This is a genomic window from Algoriphagus chordae, assembly GCF_003254055.1.
GTDB classification, from domain to species: Bacteria; Bacteroidota; Bacteroidia; order Cytophagales; family Cyclobacteriaceae; genus Algoriphagus; species Algoriphagus chordae.
Genome location: NZ_QKZT01000029.1, coordinates 12714 through 32411, shown reverse-complemented (window position 1 = coordinate 32411; position 19698 = coordinate 12714). Strand labels below are relative to the sequence as shown.

At 40.3% G+C, this 19698-nt stretch carries 17 protein-coding genes; 6 read left to right on the top strand and 11 right to left on the bottom strand.

The features are described from left to right. Positions 1-2 precede the first annotated feature (2 nt). Positions 3-689 carry a DUF5995 family protein gene (locus tag LV85_RS20875; RefSeq protein WP_111323100.1) on the bottom strand — a complete coding sequence of 229 codons (687 nt, stop codon included), beginning with the start codon at positions 687-689 and terminating at the stop codon, positions 3-5. A gap of 389 nt (positions 690-1078) precedes the next feature. Here LV85_RS20875 and LV85_RS20870 point away from each other — a divergent pair, with 389 nt between their 5' ends. Both LV85_RS20870 and LV85_RS20865 read left to right on the top strand, forming a co-directional pair. Continuing rightward, positions 1079-1417 (top strand): hypothetical protein, encoded by a 339-nt coding sequence (locus tag LV85_RS20870; protein WP_146260523.1) that lies wholly within the window; start codon positions 1079-1081, stop codon positions 1415-1417. 111 nt (positions 1418-1528) lie between these two features. Next, entirely contained in the window at positions 1529-1723 is a 195-nt protein-coding gene (locus LV85_RS20865) for a hypothetical protein (protein WP_111323096.1), read from the top strand. 20 nt (positions 1724-1743) lie between these two features. Here the strand turns inward: LV85_RS20865 and LV85_RS20860 are convergent, their stop codons facing one another. The 6 genes from LV85_RS20860 to LV85_RS20835 all read right to left on the bottom strand — a co-directional run bounded on the left by LV85_RS20860 (position 1744) and on the right by LV85_RS20835 (position 8151). Next, positions 1744-2055: a hypothetical protein gene (locus LV85_RS20860; protein WP_111323094.1), complete on the bottom strand. Its 312-nt coding sequence runs from the start codon at positions 2053-2055 to the stop codon at positions 1744-1746. 131 nt (positions 2056-2186) lie between these two features. Continuing rightward, positions 2187-3803, bottom strand: a complete 1617-nt coding sequence (locus tag LV85_RS20855; RefSeq protein WP_170125635.1) for a M28 family metallopeptidase — start codon at positions 3801-3803, stop codon at positions 2187-2189. Between the two features lie 111 nt (positions 3804-3914). Beyond that, on the bottom strand, positions 3915-4466 hold the full coding sequence (locus LV85_RS20850) for an isochorismatase family protein (protein ID WP_111323090.1): 552 nt from the start codon (positions 4464-4466) through the stop codon (positions 3915-3917). A gap of 84 nt (positions 4467-4550) precedes the next feature. After that, positions 4551-6032, bottom strand: coding sequence for a pyridoxal phosphate-dependent decarboxylase family protein (locus tag LV85_RS20845; protein WP_111323088.1), 1482 nt, complete (start codon positions 6030-6032; stop codon positions 4551-4553). Positions 6033-6357: 325 nt separating this feature from the next. After that, a complete protein-coding gene (locus LV85_RS20840) occupies positions 6358-7146 on the bottom strand; it encodes a TlpA family protein disulfide reductase (RefSeq protein ID WP_111323086.1) in 789 nt (262 codons plus the stop codon). A gap of 360 nt (positions 7147-7506) precedes the next feature. After that, positions 7507-8151 carry an alpha/beta hydrolase family protein gene (locus LV85_RS20835; protein ID WP_111323084.1) on the bottom strand — a complete coding sequence of 215 codons (645 nt, stop codon included), beginning with the start codon at positions 8149-8151 and terminating at the stop codon, positions 7507-7509. 164 nt (positions 8152-8315) lie between these two features. On the opposite strand from LV85_RS20835, the gene LV85_RS20830 reads away from it, so the two are divergent. After that, complete coding sequence (locus LV85_RS20830; protein WP_111323123.1) at positions 8316-8765, top strand: KTSC domain-containing protein; 450 nt, start codon at positions 8316-8318, stop codon at positions 8763-8765. 366 nt (positions 8766-9131) lie between these two features. On the opposite strand, the gene LV85_RS20825 is transcribed toward LV85_RS20830, so the two are convergent. Further along, a complete protein-coding gene (locus LV85_RS20825) occupies positions 9132-11354 on the bottom strand; it encodes a S8 family peptidase (RefSeq protein ID WP_111323082.1) in 2223 nt (740 codons plus the stop codon). A 638-nt stretch (positions 11355-11992) separates the two neighbouring features. Here LV85_RS20825 and rapA point away from each other — a divergent pair. Continuing rightward, a complete protein-coding gene (gene rapA, locus LV85_RS20820; RefSeq protein ID WP_111323080.1) occupies positions 11993-14821 on the top strand; it encodes an RNA polymerase-associated protein RapA in 2829 nt (942 codons plus the stop codon). Between the two features lie 234 nt (positions 14822-15055). Here the strand turns inward: rapA and LV85_RS20815 are convergent, their stop codons facing one another. The 3 genes from LV85_RS20815 to LV85_RS20805 form a co-directional block, all read right to left on the bottom strand. Continuing rightward, entirely contained in the window at positions 15056-15706 is a 651-nt protein-coding gene (locus LV85_RS20815; protein ID WP_111323078.1) for a carbonic anhydrase family protein, read from the bottom strand. Between the two features lie 30 nt (positions 15707-15736). Beyond that, on the bottom strand, positions 15737-17341 hold the full coding sequence (locus LV85_RS20810; RefSeq protein ID WP_111323076.1) for a SulP family inorganic anion transporter: 1605 nt from the start codon (positions 17339-17341) through the stop codon (positions 15737-15739). Between the two features lie 107 nt (positions 17342-17448). Beyond that, positions 17449-17703: a hypothetical protein gene (locus tag LV85_RS20805; protein ID WP_146260522.1), complete on the bottom strand. Its 255-nt coding sequence runs from the start codon at positions 17701-17703 to the stop codon at positions 17449-17451. Positions 17704-18150: 447 nt separating this feature from the next. Between LV85_RS20805 and LV85_RS20800 the strand changes: the two genes are divergently transcribed. After that, positions 18151-18609, top strand: coding sequence for a COG2426 family protein (locus LV85_RS20800; protein ID WP_111323072.1), 459 nt, complete (start codon positions 18151-18153; stop codon positions 18607-18609). 176 nt (positions 18610-18785) lie between these two features. Next, on the top strand, positions 18786-19523 hold the full coding sequence (locus LV85_RS20795; protein WP_111323070.1) for a phytanoyl-CoA dioxygenase family protein: 738 nt from the start codon (positions 18786-18788) through the stop codon (positions 19521-19523). Positions 19524-19698 lie beyond the last annotated feature (175 nt).

Sequence of the window (19698 nt, the reverse complement as noted above, 5' to 3'; positions counted from 1 at the left end):
AATTAGAAATCCAGTGCTATAAGTTTGTTTCGCTTGATTACGCTGTTTTCTATGGATAGACGCAGTACTTCCCGCTGGTTTTCTTCGCTGAGGATCATGCTGCATGCCTGATCCCATACTTCTTGCCGCCAACTAGTAATCAATCGGGAAAGTAGGTATTCATCCATTCTGCCAAAAGCTGTATCTATCCAGCCCATCACAGGATCGGCGGGAGTGAGTAACTCATCTTGCACCTTATCAATAGTTGCCGCGATGATTTCATTTACCTTACAGTGGTCTTCATAGCGTTGCTTTTGTTCCTTGGGACTTAGATTCTGCCAGTCTTGGTGCAGCATATCATATAAGGTGAGTACCAAATCGTAGTTGATATGGGCATTTACGCCCATCAATAAATACTGCACATGTCGGAGCTCTCGTTCCAAGGTGTATTGATGAACTTCCATCCAAACCTTCGATACGGGTTTGCCGCAGTCGTAACAATTTAAGGCGTCAAAATAGTATTCCGCAAAGCTGTGTAGTAAGGTGTGGATCCACTGTGGATCATGAAAGGCCTCCTTGTTGAGCGCTTCGAGCATATTCCCAGTCATCAATCTATAGCAACTCAAAAAGACCTGACGAGAATCATCGTTGGTTTTCCAAGCCTCAACCAGCGTGTCCATGCGCTGCAGTACTTCGGATTTGTTGGGCATAAAAAAGTAAGCTTAATTAAAAATTCTAATAGCCTAAAATAAGGAATTATTAGATAAGTCAGATTCTGTGGCTATTGGCTATGGTAATTACCAAGAAAGCATCTTTTATGTAAGCCAAACTCCTGATAGTAGATGTTAATTGCGCATCTTTTACAAGATGTTCCTCAGACGTTCTTTGCAAAAGGATATTTGTAATTGCCCCATTTAGGGGAGCAATCTCCACTGTTCCCTGTGATTATCTTGTTGAATTTCTCTAATGATTTTGGCCTTGAGTAGCCCCTAGGACTGTTTGTGATGGTTAAAATATTTTTTGTAAAAATTGGTCTTGGACTTGTGTGAACAAGTAGAGCAGGGACTTCCTGCATCTTATTCACTAAAAATTAGAAATCATGAGCACATCCAAGTCAATGACTACCTATTCTCAGGTATTGAATATTCTTCCTGGACGAGGTTATGGAAAAGAGTTAAACATTAAGCGAGCAGGAGCAAGTTTTGATGGTTCGGAGAAAATCTATCAACCTGAGGAATTGAAAATTGTCAAGGTTTATAGGTTTGAAGGTGAATCTGACCCATCCGATATGGCTGTGATTTACCTATTGCATGGCGAGGGAGAAGAAAAGGGATTTCTGCTTAACGCCTACGGGACTTATTCTGATGAAGACAATCCGTACTATGACGAGTTTATTAAAAGAGTTCCTGTAGAGGAAATTGAAGGAATGGAGATTTGAATTAGCAGGGAAATGGAAATGCAAAGACAATTTCCTCTGAATCTTAAAAAGCACATCCCCAATCGAAATGAGGGGCGATTAATTCCTATAACACTTTAAATCAAACACATTATGTTACTATTAAATAAGCATGCAATTGGAATGTTACCATTTTTATCATCTGGGAAAGGTGAGAAAGATGTAGATAAGGGTACAAGTCGGAAAACACCCGGCAATACAGAAGGAGCAAAACCACCGACTAAGGAAGATTATAAGAAAATTGAAAGAGAAAATGACAGGAAAAAGACTATTGAAAAAAGTAGATAACATCACTAAATGAGTTAGTACTAGCTCTTTTTATTGGGCTCTTGATTGGTACTATGTTCCTCTAAGATAGCATCCAGTTTTTCTGCTCTTTTTTGATCACCTACCCATTCATACAGGCTTGAAGCTTTTTCACCAGCTTTTTGTACAAAGCCTGTGCTGTCCTTCTCTGCAAGCCAGCCTATAAATCTTCTCATAAATTTGAAATATGGCGCCATCAGTAAGGATGCAAGTGCTATAAGCAGCCAACCTAAAGGTATAAATGGCAGTGCCAGCGAAATTAATCCGGCGATAAAAATAATTGTAGCAATTGCTGGTATTAGGAATTTTCTCACAGAATAAGGGTACGTAGGTCAATCAAAAAGGATTGGGAATAGTAAAGAAATATATGTGGATTTCAGGAGACTTGAAGTTAGATAAACTCAAGCGTTGAAGTCACTTTGATTATTGCCTGGCAAAACCCTATTTACTCCCTAGCTGCCTTAAATTCGCTTCCCTCATACCATTTTGGGAAATAATCCTCATTAGCCAATTTAAAGCCCACATTGAAAAACAATTGTAAGTCTAATCTTACTCCATCCAGGTTAGTCGTTTCTGGATCGTATTCATCGGAAGGTTGATGATACTTATTGGTTCCGAATGATCTTTTAAAGGCAGTCATATCGGCAATGCTTATTTCAAAGCCCTCATAGGTTCCCCCAGCATACATAGCAGGGATTCCAATTTTGGCAAAGTTGAAATGATCTGATCTAAAGAAATGTCCTTTAGCTGCATCCGGATCTGGGATAATGTATCTCCCTTGCTCTAGTGCAGCCTCTTTGGCATACTCATCCATTTCAGAATGTCCAAAACCTGTAATCGTGAGATCTTTCATTTCTCCTGGACTAGCTAGCGCATCTATATTGATATTTGCTACAGTTTTTTTAGGGTCGAAAATTGGGTTTTCGGCGTAATATGCCGAGCCTAGCAAACCCTGCTCTTCTGCAGTAACTGCTATAAATATGATCGAACGCTTTGTCTGCTCACTTTTTTTGAATGCTTCAGCTATAGCCAAAAGTGCAGCTGTACCAGAGGCATTATCTACTGCGCCATTGTAGATAGAGTCTCCATCAATTGGTTTTCCAATACCAAAATGATCCCAGTGAGCGGAGTATATAATGAACTCATCTTTTCTGTCTGTACCAGGTATCATGGCAACTACATTCTTGGAAACGTCTTTCTTAAATTTGTTTTCAATGGATACAGATACGCTGAGATCTAATGGGATAGGCTTGAAGTCCTTATTCCTAGAAAGGACTTTATAATCCTGACCTTTCATCGCAGATTCTGCAAACATTTTCTGAGCGCTCTCAGCACTGATCCAAGATTCTACTTCTAGTAGAGGTAAGTCACTAGGAATAATTAATCGGGTGCCTGCCCAACTAGATTCAATTACATTCCAGCCATAAGAGGCAGGTTCAGTATCGTGGATTATTATCAGTCCAGCAGCACCTTGTCTGGCAGCTTCTTCGTATTTGTAGGTCCAGCGCCCATAGTAGGTCATTTCGTCGCCCTTGAATAGGGTAGAATCTCCAGATTGAAAACCTGGGTCATTGATCAGAACTACTGCGGTTTTACCTTCCCAATCTACGCCTGCATAATCATCCCAGCCATACTCTGGAGCTACCACGCCATAACCAGCAAATACCAAGTCAGAATTTTCAAGACTTATGTTTGCTGATTGTTTGTTTGAAGTAGCGACAAAATCTTTCGAGACGGTTAGATCGAAACTCCCATTTTCACCAAAGATAATCATGTGCTCCGAAGGAGTTCCTGAGATTTCTACCATGGGAACATCTTGAAAATAACTATCTCCATTTCCCGGCGTCAGTCCCAATTTCTCAAACTCATCTTTCAAATAGTTAACCGTGAGTACTTCCCCTTCTGTAAAAGGTTTTCTTCCCATAAAATCATCTGAAGCTAAGCGTTCTAGATGCTTGGCTAGGGTGACTTGCTCAACTTGGGCTAATTCAGACTCCCCTTCTTTGTCGCCTGCACAGCTGAAAAATAGTATTGACACTAAAAATGTAAGGTAGTTTTTCATAATTGAAGAGTTAAATTCTAACAGTATTTATGTCTTAATATAGATAAAATATTCCCGATCGAGCGCTCTTCTGCTCTGGCTAAATATCTTATGCCATTGTTTTTATAGGAGTTATAGCAGAATTCCTTTTATTTCTTCAGTAGTCTCAACTCTAATCTGACCCTTTGTCGGAATCATATTTTGCCAAATCCAATTGTGATGTTCAATAACTTGTTCTGCTTTCAAATGCGGCCTATCTCCCGTGGTATGACCGTCTTTCACTACTGTAATAATAAAGTCCTTAGTCAAGGCGGATTGAATTGTTGATTCTACACAAAAGTCTGTTGCGCATCCTGTGATAAATAATTCGCTGACGTCTAAGCCTTTTAGAGTAGAGAGGAGTTCGGAATTGTAAAACGCATCGTTGGCACATTTGTCAATACAAAGATCTGAGGGAGCTATGCTCAGCTCGTCCAAGTTTTCCCAATCAGGAGCATTTTTTTCAAAATGTCCTGAACCGCTTCCATTGTGTTGGATAAAAATCACTGGATAGTTCAAGTCCCGAAATAGCTTGGCTAGATCATTTATTCGCTTGACAACTCCAGCAGTGTCAAATCTAGGGGTTTGGGTGGTAAAGGAGCCTTTCTGCATGTCGATTACCAATAAAGCTTTTTTGTTTCCCATAACTTTCTTATTCGATCCTTCAAATATCCACTTTATGTTTATACCTCATTCTTACTACTCCTCCATTCGTCAGATCTAAGTGTATTAGTCTGGTTGTGAGAGTTTTGAATAAGCTTTTCTTCCTTCCCGAATAATGACCTCAATAATTTCTTTGACATCTTCTTGGGAAGTCCTGAAATTGACAAAACAAGCCCGTAAACAGTACTTTTCAAACACTATGGCATTTGATAGAAATAGCTCTCCGCCAGTCTGTAATTCATTGAGTAGGTCCTCATTTAGTTTATTGAGAATCTCTTTGGTTTGAGCTTCTCCAGACGGGATGTATCTGAAAGTTGTAATGCTTAAATTTTGAGTGACAGCTTCCAATTCCGGGTGTTTTTTGGCGAGCTCAAAAAGCATTTCGGAAAGCTCTATGTCTTTGCTAATAAGTTTTTCATAACCAGATCTACCTACCTGCTGCAAGGTCAACCAGACCTTTAAAGCTCTAAAACCACGAGAGTTTTGGAGTCCATACTCATAGAAGTTTTGTGCTGATCCCTCTCCGGTATTACTGAAGTTGTAATACTCAGGATGGGAACTATAAGTATCTATTAAATGCTGCGGGTTTTTAACTAAGGCACAGCCAGCTTCAAGAGGACTATACAGCCATTTGTGTGGATCTAGTGCTATAGAATCAGCATCTTTTATCCCTGCAAATAAGGACTTTAGTTTTGGGATAATCGCAGCGGGAGCCCCATAGGCTCCATCTATATGGAACCACAGGTCATATCTTTTACAAATAGCGGCTATCTCAGTCAAATTATCAACAACTCCGGTACTCACGTCACCAGCAGTGCCAACTACCATCAAGGGAATACAATTGTCATCTAAATCAGCTTGGAGGGTTTTTTCTAAAACATTAATGTCCATCCTATTTGAATCATCAGTTTGAATCCATCGAATAGACTTGGAACCTAAACCAAATAAAATGACTGCTTTTTCAATCCAGGTATGGGTGGTTTTAGAACAGTAAACAGTTAGTTTCTTCGACGTACCTTGAATTCCATCTTCCTTGAAGCTCTTTGGCGCCTTTGCTGTTCTGGCGGCTAGAAAGGCGGTGAAATTTGCCATATTGCCCCCGCTCACCAACAAGCCTCCATAGTCTGCTGATACGCCTATAAATTCAGCTAGCCATCGGATAGTTTGCTTCTCAATTTCTGTTGCAATGGGACTTAAAATTTGTGCTCCCACATTAGGATTGACGCTTGCAGCCAGCAAATCTGCTAAGGCCCCCATCGGTGCTGCAGAGGAAGTGATGTAGCCCAAAAATTTAGGATGTCCATTGAGTAAAGAATGGTTGAATAATAGAGCAGTAGCTTTAGAAATCAATTCTCTGGCAGGCTTTCCATTTTCAGGCAAAGATAAGTTGCCTATTAAAGCTTGCAGTTGACTCGGGCTTTCATTAGGACTGACAGGTTTCTGATCTATGGAGCTGATGAAATCCGAAATATCATCTATTAATTGATGACCAATTTTTCGAAATTCTTCCTTTTCAATTTCGATGGATGATTTTCTTATGTCTGCCATACTATTGCTTTTTTAATCAGTTATTAATTGAGTGTGCACTAGCTGCTTAGAGCTCATTTACTCAAGATAAGGATGTTTCTATACTTTTAAATAATCAAACAAGGAGGTGGAGCCACTGAGATTTTTATAAAAACTGATTGAAGCCTTTATAAATGATACAAATGAAAAACTGCTTTGCCCTAATGCCTTCAGAAATAGCAATTGAGTATAGGGTAGAGGCTAATAGTTACATTAATAGACAACATTTGCTGAAGTATCGAGAAGCCTTGCGCCAAGAAATTCTCTGCAGAATAGGATATCAGCTTGATACTGATGAGCTAGTGATTTAGAGTTTTTCTATGATCTTGTTAATCAAATCGGTTGTGCTTTCATAATCCTGCCCCTTCGATTTTGCTATTTCTATAGCTTGCTTAGCAGCCTTTAGTGCATTGGTGTACTCACCTGTTTTAAAAAGTAAAGCGGCATAAGTATCTGTATTACTGTAGTTTTCCCTTAAGTCAATTGAACGCTTAACCCATTTAATGGCTTCATTTAATCTTGCTGGGTCATTTTCTGTGTTGTAATAACTCCAAGCTAGGGAATTTAGGTCTTCGGCACTATCCCAGATGAATTCTATATCATTTATTCGGCCGGCTTGTAATAGCTTGTATGGATAAACAGAATAACTCACAGTTGCGTCATTAATTTTTCCATTGTCTAAATAAAGGATTAATGGAGCTGATTTGACATTAAACACATTGTCGAAGCCTTTTTCATCTTCCCCAATATTTCCGTGGAAATTATAGGTGTTGTCCCAGTCCTGATGATATCCATCGTCTAGCACCTCATCCAAATATTCTTCAGTATCAACATTAACCGTGATTACATTTAGCATGGACAGATCACATTTATTGTAGCGTTCTATTAGTTGCATGCATGGGGAGCACCATTTAGCACTCCAGGTGATGACCAAAGTAGGAAGTTCCTTGTCTAACTTATATGTTTCATAAATCCTGCTAAAAGGAATGGTTTCATCGGTTTCTATGTCGGTTATGTTGACGTCTATTTGACTAAATGTCGGGTTGGAAACCATAATAGAAAAAATAATAGCTAGAACTGATGTTTTAATTTTCATAATAGTAGATAGGGTGGTTTTTGCATTTACTCTGCTGGCTGATTCTTGATCTTCAACAGCATTTTTTCTGATCGATTAGCCGCTAGAGCTTTCCGGTCTTGCTTGGGGATTACTGGGGATCAAAAGTTTTTGCTTCTAAAAAAAATCTACTTCTCAGTACTGCCCATCTCCTCTATCCTTCAAAAAAGCTAAGCTCAAGATATCCCGAATTCTGGACAAAAAAAATCTCCTGAAAAGATCAAAACGCTTTAATGTTGTTTGAAAATCAAATTATTGGCCTTGAAATGTCGGGCTGGGCTGTTTTCATGCTTGCAGAGAAATAAGTAGAAGGCATAGCATTTTCTAAATTTTCAGTACTTTTTAGTCTAGCGAATAATTTCCATTGGCCCATTTCATGGTAGGTTCCATCCAGACATCTAGGGGTTTGAACAAAAATCCGTGGCCCAGTCCAGTATTCAATTCAATTTCTCGAAAGTGTTTGATATCGCAGGTAGAGGTCTTTTTTCGTGCTAAGGCAGAAACAGCAAAAGGATCTGATTTCTCGTAAATCGTGAGAATATTTCCACAAAAGTTGATCTCTGGAATATTCTGGATGTCACTGTCCTGAAAACTGGCTATGAATACAAAATTCAGATCTGTCTTGCTCGCCAAAGTGGACACATACTGAGCGATGTAACCTCCCTTGGAAGTGCCAACGACCGTTATTCTCTTAGGCTCAATTCCGCTGGCAATTAGGCTGTCAATCTGGTTTACAATTCTTACTGCGTATTCTCTAGCGTTTACATTCCCATTTCTTATCTCGGATAAGACCTTAAATCCCTGACTTTCGAATTCGGAAATTATCTCCCGGTATTCCGTGCGACCAAACTCAGGATGCAAATCATCAAGCGCATGTTCTTCTAAGAATCGATTGTGAAGGAAGAAAATCACTCGCTTATCAGTTTCTTTTCCGCAGGTGAAAAAGGCGGAGCAAAAAAGGAAAACTGTTAGCAGAAGAATTTTCATGGTTGGAATATAAGCTCAAAATTTTAAAGCCCTTTGAAAGTTGCTCTATGCTATTCATTTCCAGTAAAATAGGAGAACAGCTAAACGCTTCATCTCAAAGTTTGCGCTTGATAGTACTTACCGTCAAATTAAGACGTACTTTTGCGCCCGCAAAGAAAAAACACATGAAGCGCATAAAGGAATACAAGAAACTCTTTGGGGTTGAAAAGGAAATCGACTTGACAATTTTGAAAAAGACCTACCGAAATCTGGTGAAGGAATGGCATCCTGATAAATTTCAGGAAGGAGATGCGTTGAAGGTGGAAGCAGAATTGCAGAGCCGCAGAATCATCGATGGCTATCACTTTTTGGTTAGCATTGCGCCTGAAACTCATGAGGCTAATCTGGCTAGCTACACCGAAACGATTAATGTTGCTGGTATCGCAGATTATCATCATAAAGGAATGCTACTAGAAATCACATTTGTAGATGGTAATACCTACGAATACTTTGGGGTGACTCCTCAGGTCTATCAAAAAATGATCAATAGCGATAAGATCAATCGTTTTGCTAAGCGGGCTATCTATCCTAATTATACCTATAGAAAATCTAAGAAGAGTTTGGAGGAGGCTTAAGAGCTGGAGTTGGGAGACTGCTCTTCGGTGAGTTTGCTGGCTGGAACCAACAATTTGAAATAAATCATAATACCGTTCGTGATGACACGAACAGCGGCTTGGGGTGATGACACGAACGGCGGCTTAGGGTGACGACACGAACGGCGGCTTGGGGTGATGACACGAATGGTGGTTTGGGTGAATGGGTTTTGTTTTTCACCTCAAATATTACTGTTGGAGACATCGATTTTTCCTGTCTATAATCTTGAATAATGCAAAAGAGATGGGATTCAAGGGGAAAGGATAGACTTGATGCCAGATTAAAAATTTTGACAATAAAAAAGGCTATCCACGAAATGTAGATAGCCTTTAAGATTTCCCTAGCGGCTAAAAATCACCCAACATACGTCTTGTTTGTAGCAGTTCTGGATTTAGCGTAAAGCTCATACCGCCTGTCACAGTCCAAGCAATACCAAACCAAGTAGAATCAGTACCGGACCAACGGCGGATCTTTATGGTATAGGTTTTTCCTGGTTGACCGGTGAATTCCGCAATCTCATAGCTGTTATCCCAAGACCCACTATATCCGACCACTGCGCCATTTTCATCATAGATGATCAGGTCTAAGTCAACTTTCAATTGAGACATATACCAGCTGAAAAATAGAAGCGATGTTTTGGTAGCTTTTGAAGTCCATGCCAAGGCCACTTTTACTTTCCTTGGTCCATAGAAGTAATTGGGAACTGAGACTTTATATTCGAAGGTCGATAGTTTATCGTTGCCGAAATTTGAAGAACTAAGTAATCCAATATCCCAGCCCCTTAAAGTGGCCGGAGCATTCCGATATCTTCTGTTGTTAGCAATTTTGCGACCTTCATTTGCATTGACAGCCCCAGCACCATCCTTTGCGTCTACGCCATTACTGACATCCTGCCACCAGGTATTTCCTTCCACGTTTTTTGTTGCACTGGCTAATAGAATTGCTCGGCAACCTTCAGGCCAATGCTTCAAGGTGGAGTTTGTTCCCTGCAATAGAGCAGAAACTCCTACCACTGCTGGCGAAGCCATGCTTGTACCACTTTTGGTAATTCCATCTGCGGTTACACCCATGCCATTTGCTGCTATCTCTGGTAGTTCTCGGTCCCCATGAGAAGAAGTGGGATTACGAAAAACCGATGAGTTTGACATGGCGGAAGCTGAATCATTATGGTTTCCTACCGAAATGGTATTATAGCCCTTATGGTTGACGTATTCGCTGCTTGGGGGAGTAATATTGTCGGGGTCTCCATTCCAGAAATTGCCAGCTGCATGAACGATTAGGGGGTATGGGCTCCGTACAGCAAGATAATCCCCATAAATATCATCTCCTGACAATGCTCCTGAACCTGGCTCGCTTGCCCTGTGAAAACTTTGATTTATGACAGTACAACCTTTCTCTTTCACTGCCCAGGTTAATGCATCTCTATCGTAATCGTTAGCGGAATACAGGCTACAGTCGGGCGCATGTCCATCTGGTGTTCCCGATTCATTATTTTTGATAATGGCATGCACGTTCTGTGAATGGTCTGAAGTGGAGGTAGGATTAGCTTTGAATTTTCCTGCAATTACTAAATTGGCGTTGCTTGCAGGGCCTCCTTCCCAGACAGCTACCTTTACGCCATAGCCTCTTTCGCCTCCAGCATGGACTACGTCAGACTCGGCTATTGCAATAGAATTATCCAGATCTTCAATTCCTTCAGTTTCGTGTAAAAGTATTCCGGCAACTTCTTTATTGGCTATCAATTCACGGATGCTTGCAGTTTCGACCTTCGCAGTAACCACCGGAGCTATTTCATCAATCTTCACAATCTCCAATTTTCCTTTAAGTGATTTGGAAAATTTCTCCATTCGCTTAAGCATTTCTTGTCTCTGTTCTTGATCTTTTTTACTGCTAGTTTCTTGTTCGCAATCATTTAGAGCACGATCAGTGGATTGGGCTTCAGGTTCTTCTATTTCCTGCCAAATATCTACTAAGACCGTTTTCGGGGGCTTATTGGAAGTGATGAGTGAATAAAGTGAAGGATGGAGTTTTCCGAATTTTGCATTCAATTTATTTCGATGATTTTCCAAGATTTTTTCACCGTCGACTTTTCTTCCATTGTGATCAATTTCAAAGGAGATCGGCATACCCTTTTTACGGTCAATCGCTTTATAAAATTCGATAAAACCATCATCTGTAATTTTATCATTTGGCAATCTCTCCACCCCATTTTCAACAAGCTTCAATCTGACAAAACTCCCAATCAAGACAGTATTATCGACTTTTGACTTGGTAGCAATGACCGTGAAAGGGATGACAATTGTGTCAGACAGTTTTTTGGATTTTGAATTCACAATCGGCTCGATCGTCAATTGGTGTTTCCCCGGAGGAATTCCATTTACTGGCTTCCATACGAAATTTCCAGCCTTTCGAGTTGGAGTTACTTTACCATCTACTCCTTGTACCGCTATGCTTTTGATGACAGAGTCCATGTCAGCATCTCGAGTTACGTTGATTTCAATTGATGAATTTGTGGTTAAAATTTCATCACGAGTTAGTTCTACTAAAACGTTGTTTTTTTCATTAGTCATAATATGCTCAGTTTAAAAGTGAATAAAAATTGTTTTGTATTTCTATGTGATTATCAATATTCAGGATAAAAAGTGTGCTAGTGGTATGTTGGTTTCCGTTTGCTGCTGGTAAACATATAGTAAAAAATAGCTTGTTTATTTTTTGCTTTCAGGTACTTTAATTTCACTTTATGCTAAAGCAATAATTATTATTATTCATACTTATGTATAAGTGATTTTTAATTATCTCATGGTTTCTATTCAGGCGAATTATTGAAAAGTAATTATGTTAAAGAAAAAAAATCTTGAAAAATATCCTCCTAAGCTAGGTCTTGAATTACAGCTCAGATCATTTCATTAACTAAGCCTATAGCAAGCTTGGCTCTTTTCTGCTATCTTTGTTCTCATCCAAAAAAGCGACAAACACAACTCTGTTGTTTTCATCAAAAGACCCTTACAGGTATGAATTGCTTTTCGGTTGACTTTCTGATACTTCAGTAATGACTAAGCATCATTTTAAACAAAATCGCTTAACTCAGAATTGAGGCTTCATCGGGTACTATGAGTCGGGTCGGCTGCTTTCCAAGCAAAGCAGAAATCCTTCTGGCGTCTTGACAGGTATTCACATTACATCAATCCTCTAAACAAAAACATTTTTCATGGGAGAATTTTCTCTTAATCAACGATATACCAGTTCTGGAGAGCCTGAGCTCGGAGTAGGCATAGTGACGGAAGTAAGCAAAGGAAAAGTAAGGATAGCCTTTCCGGTAGCAGAAGAACTGAGGTTATATTCTGAGGAAAATACGCCGTTGCTCAGAACTGTTTTCAAGCCAGGACATACTATCGTAGATCAGCAAGGAAATGCAATGTTGATAGAGGATGTTAGGCTTGAAAATGGCCTGTATGTATACTATGGGGACGATAGAGAATTGACTGAGGCTGAGCTTGGCGATGTTTCTACTTCACATACGGTGGATGATAGACTCTTTGCGGGAGATGTGGATTCTCCTGAGCTATTTGCCTTGCGCAGAGAAACGCTGGATCACAATTATCAAAGAAGAATATCTCCGGTACATGGATTTGTTGGGGGGAAAATAGATTTGATTCCTCATCAGTTTTATATCGCTCATGAGGTGAGTTCCAGGTTTGCGCCACGAGTGCTACTTTCTGATCAAGTTGGATTGGGAAAAACCATAGAGGCCTGTTTGATACTACATCGTTTGTTGGTGACAGGGAGGATTTCTAGGGTACTTATTCTTGTTCCAGAATCCTTGGTTCATCAGTGGTTTGTGGAGGTGCTGAGAAGATTCAACCTCTGGTTTAATATTTTTGATGAGGAGCGTTGTAAGTCTTTGGAAAAGGGAGCACCCGAAGGCAATCCTTTTCTCGATGATCAATTGGTGATTTGTAGCATAGAATTTCTTGCCAATTCACAAAAGCGAACCCTACAAGCCATCTCTGCCGATTGGGACATGCTGGTAGTAGATGAAGCCCATCATCTGGAATGGTCTGTAGATGAGGTAAGTCCTGAGTATAGCATCGTGGAATTGCTGAGTCAGAAAGCCAAGGGATTGCTACTTCTCACTGCAACACCGGAGCAATTGGGAGTAGAAAGTCACTTTGCACGACTGCGATTACTGGATCCCAACCGATACCATAATTACGATGACTTCATCAAGGAAGCTGAAGGCTCTAAAGACATTGCCTCAATCGTGGAAAAACTATCGGCTGGCAAAGACTTAACAGCAAAAGATATCTCACTGCTAGAAACTATTTTTCCTAAAGAAAGAATAGACTCACTATCCAATAAAGATGAGCTGACGAGGCATAATCTTATTGAAGATTTACTCGATCAGCATGGTCCTGGAAGAGTGCTTTTTCGAAATACACGCTTGGCCATGATTGGATTTCCTAAGAGAATTGCACAGCTGATTCCTCTTGAAGAAAAGGAGAATCATAGCCTTTGGATAGAGCGAATGAGTAAGGAATTTTCCTATGATATGGGGAATGAGTCAGCACCTAAACCTGAGCAGGAATTTTGGTTTGACGAGGATCCTAGGCTAAGCTGGCTTGTGGGGAAAATGCAGGAATTGCAGGATGCAAAAATCCTCTTGATCTGTAGTACCAAAGAAAAAGTGCTGGCCTTGGAAGCTGCGATTAGTAATTATCCAGAGTTGACGGCTAGTGTTTTTCACGAAGAGCTCACCCTGGTACAGCGGGATCGTAATGCTGCGTGGTTTGCGGAGCCTGAAGGAGCTCAGCTGCTTATATGCTCAGAAATTGGCAGTGAGGGTAGGAATTTTCAATTCGCGCATCATCTAGTCCTTTTTGATATGCCTTTTCATCCGGAATTGCTGGAGCAGAGAATAGGCCGTCTTGACCGAATAGGGCAGCAGGAGGATATCACGATTTACATTCCATATCTGCAGGGGAGCTCACAAGAACTCCTTGTCAGATGGTTTCACGAAGGCTTGGATGCTTTCAATACCAATCTTGAAGGAGGAAATATTATCTCCAAGCTTTTTAGCAAGTGTTTACTTGCTATTTCCAAATTGGCATCGAAAAAGGAAGCTCAATCTCAGCTTGAAACTCTGATTGCCGAAACAGCGGCATTTCAAAAAGAGCTAAAGAGTAATCTTGCCGAAGGACGTGATAAGTTACTGGAAATGAATTCTTTTCGTCCGAAAGTAGCGGAGAAACTGATTGAGCAAATTCAAACGGAGGATAATGACCCAGTTTTGGAAACATATCTCACGAAAGTCTTTCGATATTTTGACATAGAGATGGAAGACCTAGCCCCTCGCACCTACCTGTTGCATCCGGCATCGTATAGCGCTGAGGTGTTTCCTTCCGTGCCGAAAGAGGGCGTGCAGATTACTTTCGATAGAAAGAGAGCACTTAGTAGGGAGGATGTAAGCTTCCTTACTTGGGATCATCCCATGGCTACGGGGGCTATCGATAAGGTGCTGAGTTCGACTTTAGGGACTGCCAGTAGTGGGTTGATTCGAGGTACGGGAAGTCCGGGGCTTTTACTTGAATTGATTTTTGTGCTGGAAACCGCAGGTAAACAAAGTATAGATATAGATCGCTTCCTTGCTGATACCCCACTGAGAATAGTGGTAGATCATACGGGGAAAGAAGTGACCGACAGTTTTTCTGCTACCATGCTTAATAAGAGCGTGGTGCCAACTAGTATAGAACCCTTACTTGACAATGAGCTGTTTGTGGATACCTTACTGCCCAATATGATTTCATCAGCCACAGAAATCGCCGATACAAGGGGCGAGAAAGAAATAGAAGCTGGTTTGGATAGGATGAAACTCACTCTGGATCATGAGATCAATCGCTTGACAGCCTTACAGAAAAAGAATAAAGATATCAGAATGGATGAAATCCAGACTGCAATAGATGAGCGGAATACCTTGTCTGGTTTGATAAAAAAAGCACGAGTACGTTTGGACGCAGTGCAGTTGATCAGGAAGGAATAGTCAGGTGATAAGTTGATTGATGAGGCTGGCTGAGATGGCTATTCTCGCCCTGGTCTGTGTTTACACATGTGACAACTTGCACATTATTTCAGTTTCTGAGAAACATATAGAGGAGAAGGGAAAAATACAGCTATACCTAGTAAATGTATGGTATGCGAAGAGGGAAATTAAAAAGCAGTTTTAACCAAAATGGAGTAATCCCCATTCCGTTAAAACTGCTTTTTCAAGAAATAATTAATGAGCTACTGCTTCCTCGATGCTGGCTTTCATAAAGCTCACCTCACCAGTTTCCACATCGTAATAGCTACCTATCATGCCTATTTCGCCATTTTCGTATAATTCTTTTAAGACTGGACTTTCCTTGATGATTTTGTCCATCATGCTTATTACATTTTGCTTTTCCACCGCAGTGATAAATTCAGGCTCTGTTTGCTCTGTGTTGGGCATCTCATTTTTGACCTCATCAATAGCAGGGTTTACCTTTTCCAGCAATCCCGTTAAATTCCCTGTTTTCACACCTGCGCAAGCGCCTTTAATTGCCCCACATCTGCTATGACCGAGAACTACAATCAGTTTTGATCCCGCCAGTTTGCACGCGAATTCCATGCTGCCCAAAATGTCCTCGTTGATGATGTTTCCAGCAATCCTGATACTAAAAATATCGCCCAATCCTTGATCAAAAATCAATTCTGCAGAGGTTCTACTGTCAATGCAACTTAATACCACGGCAAATGGGAATTGACCGTCTTTGGTTTCATTCACTTGTTCAAGTAGATTTCTGTTTATTTTCAGATTATTAACAAATCTTTGATTGCCTTCTTTTAGAATTTCTAAGGCCTTTGCAGGGGTAATTGTTGCTTGAGTTTCTGCTGTATGTGCTTTCATTTTTTTACTGTTAGTTTGAGGGTGATGAAATTAATGATGAAACAATTCACTGATTTTTTCTTCTTTTAATACACGCTTTTTTGTGTAGACTTCGTCGTTTGATTTAATATCATTTTCAAGGTTATATGCCTCTTTGAAGCCTACTAATACAACCTCAATGTCTTTATCTTCAGCGCCTATCATCTTAAATTCATTGATTAAATCCAATACATCCTGAGCAATATATACGGTGTCAGATGCATCGATGATTACTTTTGAGTTGTCAGGAAGGTTGTTAAGGGTAAGTTTGATTGCAGCTTTGTTGAGAAATGAAACCTCCTGAGCCAAATCCACATGGAATACCTCTCCGTTTTTATATTCTTCCTTTCTAAAGAAGTAAGCTTTTTTAAGGTTTCCTTTTAGAACGAAAACGGCACTTATTATCAAACCCAATACTACACCATTTAGTAAACCAAGGAAAACGACCGCTAACAAGGTGGCTATAAAAGGGATAAATTGATACTTCCCTCGCGCCCAAAAGTGCTTGATTGTACTTGGGTTAGCCAATTTGTAACCTATAAGTAATAAAATGGCAGCGAGGGTAGCCATCGGAATCATATTCAAAATAGTAGGGATGCTTAGCACACAAATAAGCAGCAATAAACCGTGTACAATTGCAGACATTTTGGTTTTTGCTCCTGCATTAGCATTTGCAGAAGACCTCACTACCACAGAAGTCATCGGTAGGCCACCTAATGCGCCAGCGATTATATTTCCAATTCCCTGAGCCTTTAATTCCACGTTTGTATTGACAGATCGCTTCAAGGGGTCTAATCTTTCTGTGGCTTCTATGCATAATAGAGTTTCAATAGAAGCTACAATAGTTATGGTGATCGCGACTATCCATACCCCAGGGTTGAGTATATCACTATAAGATGGAGTTACGAAAATGCCTTTGAATTCTTCAAAACTGGTAGGCACGGGAAGGCTCACTAAGTATTCGGAACTGACCACCAAGGAGCTGTTCGTCATTATAAATATCTGGTTGATCAGGATACCGATAGCAACAGCTACTAAGGCTCCAGGAACAAGCTTTAGCTTCTTCAATGCAGGGACTTTGGTCCAGATAATAAGCACCGCTAAAGATGCAGCCGTGATAATCAAGATGCCAGGTCGAATGTCCTGAAAAGCTGCAAATAATTCTGCAAATATTCCGAAACCAGAACTTACTTCCACATCTGAGCCTAAGGCTTTGGGGATTTGCTGAATAAGGATAATTACTCCAATACCTGCTAGCATGCCTTCTATTACATTGGAAGGGAAGTAGTTAGAGATTGATCCTGCTTTCAAAAAGCCAAGGATTAATTGCATAGCGCCTGCTAAAATGACCGCTATTAAAAACGCTTCATAGCCAAGATCGGTAATAGCGACGAATACGATAGCTGTAAGACCAGCGGCTGGTCCTGAGACACTTATGTGGGATTGGCTTAGAAATCCGACTACGATACCACCAATGATTCCTGTGATGATTCCTGCAAATAAGGGGGCTCCAGAGGCTAGCGCAATTCCTAAACAGAGGGGTAGCGCCACCAGAAATACTACTAAACCAGATGCAACATCTGATTTCAGATGCGCAAAAAGATTATTACTTTTCATGTAATTAAATTATGAGTTAAAATTCCTGCACTAGTAAAAAGGATATTTTACTTATGCGTTTAGTTTGTCCGCAAATGACAGCAACCGCTGGCATGGGAAAAGAAAAATCAGGAAAACTCAGGAGGGGGGACGATAATCCCAACGTAATGTTGGCTGGTCAAAAAGTCCACATTGTTAAATTTGACTGTAATTAAGTCAGAGAATGCTCTTTCATTCAAATAGGTACTTGAAAAAATAAATTCATCCAGATTTGCTGAGAAATTAACTTCGTGTTCTTTAGTCTCTTCTTCTGCAAAGGAATATACCATAGAAATATCAGCTTCCTCATCTATCGCTGATACGATGATAGAAGGTACAACCAAAAGGGAGCCTAGTATAACTAAAAACCCAAAAGCGACGCTGCGATATGTGGCTTTGCTGAAAATCAATCTGAATATTGGAGGACTATGTATAGCGAATTACGTAAAACTCAACGTGAATTGATACCAATTGTTCATTTTTTTTTCGGATTTATAGCGTTTTTTGGGCTATAATAACGCTAATAGTTATGGCAAGGGGTTTTGACATGAATGAAATAAATACTGGCTTTCAGTCAAGTACAGAGTGTTTTATTAGGGAATTAAACTATTAAATGCATCGGGTTTATTTGCTTGGACTTTAATTGGTTTTTGTCACTGGCTGGTATGCAGATATACTTGAAGAAAAGAAAATCCTTTTGTGCTGAAAATCGTTTCTACCTATAATTTGAAGTATTACTCTGTGGTTCTGCTTACGAATTGATTACTTTTGCGGCATCTAATCAGCACCTAATGTTTCTCGACATACTTATCGCCATGCTTTGGAGCATTTCCCCTTTCGGAGAGGCGAAATTCGGTATTCCTTACGCCCTCCTAAATGATATAAATATTTATTTGGCCTTTGTACTGTGCTTTTTAGCGAATGTGCTGGTTTTCCCCGTGATGACATTTTTTTTAGGTGTAGTCAATCGTTATTTCCTGAAATGGTATCATTACAAGAAAGCAGCGATTTTTGTAGGGCGTAGAGCAAAAGCAGGGGCAGGCAAAAATGTGAAAAAATACGGTTTTTGGGGATTAATGTTCTTTGTGTTGCTACCGATTCCCGGCACTGGGGTCTATGCAGGCACCATTGCAGGCTACCTTTTCGGTATGGAGAGGAAAAAAGCTTTTTTAGCAAATTCCATTGGGATATTTATCTCATGCCTTATCGTATGGGTAACTACCGTAATCGCTATTGGAGGGTTTAATTAATCGGAACGGGTAATTAACCAATTAATTCACAGATCAGGTGATTTCCCAATGGTTCGGTCTGTGACACATCCCGGGGAGATAAGAGGTTGAATTGGAAATGCGGCTGTAGGTGGAGATTCAAAAGTTTTATAATTTGAATATTGACTTAACTTTAATCAATCATAAACCCTCAGCCCATGCTCAGCAATCAAGAAATCGAATTTTTAGATACCTATGGTTATCTCGATTTAGGTCAGTTATTGAATTCAGAAGAAGTCAAACAAGTCAATGATAGAATTGATGAATTGATGCAGGTGGAGGGTGAAAATGCCGGGGCGGAATTAGCAGAGTCAAAATACATTCGTCATCCCAAAGAGGAGGGAGCAGACCGCTTAGCTAACTTGGTCAATAAAGGACCTGTGTTCGATATTTTCTACACGCATCCTCGTGTTCTGGCGGGTATTGAAGCAGTTCTAGGGCAGGCTTATAAATTGTCCTCACTGAATTATAGAGCAGCAAAACCCAGTCAAGGTCTTCAAAAACTTCATGTGGACTGGAAAAATACGGTCGTAAATGGCGCCTATAAAGTCTGCAATAGCATTTGGCTTTTGGATGATTTCACCCAGGATAACGGTTCAACTCGGATTGTACCCAAATCGCATAAACTAAGCTCCTTGCCTGATGAAGTGATGGCAAATCCTCTTGAGAAACATCCCGATGAAATTCGGATCATAGCTCCCGCAGGTTCGGTATTTATTTTTAACTCCCATGTCTGGCATGGTGGCACCACCAATCAAACGGACAAGGTGCGCAGGAGTATTCATAGTTATTTCTGCAGTAGAGAGCAACCTCAGCAGATCGACCAAAAGAAGTATATCACAACGGAAACTTTACAGCGAATTGGTGAAAAGGGTAGGGGGATTTTGGATGTTTAGTTAGAATTTCCCCTTGAGCACAGCCTTTTTTTATATCGAGGCTATGTATATCCGCTTTGCTTCCTGAAACTCGCTAAAAGCAATAAAAGAAAAGGTTGAAGGAAAAATTGATGCAGCTTCGGTCTCCGGTCTTCGGTCTTCCAGCTAAGTGAGCGAAGAAATTAAGAGTGATGGC